At 41.3% G+C, this 2,182-nt stretch carries 3 protein-coding genes; 2 read left to right on the top strand and 1 reads right to left on the bottom strand.

Annotation, left to right across the window (positions count from 1 at the left end; genetic code table 11):
* Positions 1-83: 83 nt before the first annotated feature.
* Positions 84-791 carry a pseudouridine synthase gene (locus ACFQ2O_RS21345; RefSeq protein ID WP_377532870.1) on the bottom strand — a complete coding sequence of 236 codons (708 nt, stop codon included), beginning with the start codon at positions 789-791 and terminating at the stop codon, positions 84-86.
* A 410-nt stretch (positions 792-1,201) separates the two neighbouring features.
* Here ACFQ2O_RS21345 and ACFQ2O_RS21350 point away from each other — a divergent pair, with 410 nt between their 5' ends.
* Together ACFQ2O_RS21350 and ACFQ2O_RS21355 are read left to right on the top strand one after the other, a co-directional pair.
* A complete protein-coding gene (locus ACFQ2O_RS21350) occupies positions 1,202-1,825 on the top strand; it encodes a hypothetical protein (RefSeq protein WP_377532872.1) in 624 nt (207 codons plus the stop codon).
* A 7-nt stretch (positions 1,826-1,832) separates the two neighbouring features.
* Complete coding sequence (locus tag ACFQ2O_RS21355; protein WP_377532874.1) at positions 1,833-2,141, top strand: winged helix-turn-helix domain-containing protein; 309 nt, start codon at positions 1,833-1,835, stop codon at positions 2,139-2,141.
* Positions 2,142-2,182: the final 41 nt, after the last annotated feature.

Here is a 2,182-nt window from a genome sequence, read left to right on the forward strand (position 1 = left end):
TGAAACAATAGATCTACTTACAAGCAGAAAACATAAATTTCTATACACTATGTTTGAAGGAAAATAACAAACCTATAGCCTCCTCACTCAGATACCTCTTGCAGTAAACCGCGAATCTCTTTGGTTGTCAGAAAACGCCATTCATTATGTGAGAGGTTTCCAAGTTCAAGGTTTACAATACGAGTGCGTACAAGCTTCTGCACTTCATATCCCAGCTTATAACACATTCTCCTGATCTGCCGGTTGAGCCCTTGTTTCAGAGTAATAGAAAAGATGGTTTCATTTAGTTGTTTTACTACGGCTGGCCTTGTTTTCTGGCCCATAATCACTATTCCTGTAGAAAGTTGATCAATTACCTGCTGTGTTAGTGGTTTGTCAACAGTAACCGTGTATTCCTTCTCCTGGTGTTTTTCAGCATGGAGTATTTTAAAAAGTGTCTCTCCATCATTGGTAAGTAGCATAAGGCCTTCAGATGCTTTGTCTAGCCTTCCAACAGGAAAAATAGCTTTTGGAAAATTAGAAGCCTGTAAGAGGTTGTTTTCTATTTCAATATTTGTTGTAGATTCTATGCCGCGCGGTTTGTAGTAAGCTATGTACACCGTTTTCCTGGGCTCTTTCACAAGTATACCATCTACCAGCACTTCATCTTCAGGTTTAAGCACCTGGCTTAACGTCCCTTTATTACCATTCACCAGCACCCTGCCAGAAAGTATATAGTGTACAGCGTCTTTGTTAGATAAGGCTAGTTTCTGTACAATATAAAATTTTAGTGAAGAGGTGAGGGCTTTCATTTGTAAAAGGGCAGTGGGAACAACAAATTAGATAAAGGCTTTCGAGGCGTAAGTTAATGAACGCTTCCTGCTTAGCGGTTTTTAAAAAGGAATCGTAAATATACTTTCCTCCAGCTTATCTGGGAAGTCATATTGAATATTTAGCCATCATGACTCAAGTTCAAGATTTCTTTCTGCTTTTAAAAGATTAAGCAACATTGAAAGATGACACGTGAATAATACTTGCTTCATACTTAGAATTGCAAAATTAGGAAGCTTCTGTTGCTTCTTAATTAGCTTTTGTCATCAAAGTTATCTTAGCGACTGTTATTTTGTATAACAGTCATTTTTCAGGAAGAGTTAAAAACATAGAAACTATTGCTTGACTTTACGTATAGCTTTATTAACTTTGAAACACAAAGTACTTTATAATGAATCAGCAGCAAGAACAATTAGCAACTCTGCATGAGATCCGAAACATCATGGATCGCTCTTCGCGGTTTATTTCTCTTAGCGGATTATCAGGCATTTCGGCAGGGGCAACGGCACTGGCCGGTGCAGCCGTTGTGCAGTGGTACTTGGGGGAATATCAGATATCCTATCGTGGCAGTTCTGAGCTTACGCTGAACCAGAATGCACTGCTGTTTTTGCTTGCAGTAGCTCTGGGCGTGTTGGTGGTTGCGCTTGGGCTGGCTTCCTTTTTTACCATCCGGAGAGCACGCAGAAACAACCAGCGCATCTGGGATAGTAAATCGCAGCGCTTGCTGGTAAACCTGGCCATACCTTTGGCTGCAGGTGGCGTGTTTTGTGCTGTGCTGCTGTATCATTCTATTTTATACTTAGTGGCGCCCGCTATGCTGGTCTTCTATGGTTTAGCCCTGATCAATGGCAGCAAGTATACGTTCAGCGATATCCGGAACCTGGGTATATGTGAACTAGTATTAGGGTTGGTATCCAGCTTCTTTGTAGGCTATGGATTACTGGCCTGGACAATAGGGTTTGGTGTGCTGCACATGGTGTATGGCGCCCTGGTATACTTTAAATACGAACGATAAACACCCTTTGAAAACGTTTCTTGATAATATAAATAAAGCCTTCGAAAGCAGGGTGCGCTTAGGTATAATGTCGGTGTTGATGGTGGAAGACAGGGTGGATTTTAATACTCTAAAGGACACCTTGCAACTAACAGACGGTAACCTGGCCAGCCATTTACGTGCGCTCGAAGATGCGGAGTACCTGCGCGTAGAGAAGCAGTTTGTAGGGCGTAAGCCTAACACTTCTTACCTGGCTACAGAAGCCGGGCGGGAAGCTTTTAAAAACCACTTAGACGCGCTGGAGCAGTTAATTTTAAATAATCGGCAAGCTGACTAATTTTTTTATACCTATACTTTGTAATTCAAAGTACTTTTAAA

Source organism: Pontibacter rugosus, from assembly GCF_042678745.1.
Classification (GTDB): domain Bacteria; phylum Bacteroidota; class Bacteroidia; order Cytophagales; family Hymenobacteraceae; genus Pontibacter; species Pontibacter rugosus.

Coding starts and splice junctions, on each gene's coding strand:
- ACFQ2O_RS21345 (WP_377532870.1), bottom strand. CDS start 791: ATGAAAGCCCTCACCTCTTCACTAAAATTTTATATTGTACAGAAACTA.
- ACFQ2O_RS21350 (WP_377532872.1), top strand. CDS start 1,202: ATGAATCAGCAGCAAGAACAATTAGCAACTCTGCATGAGATCCGAAAC.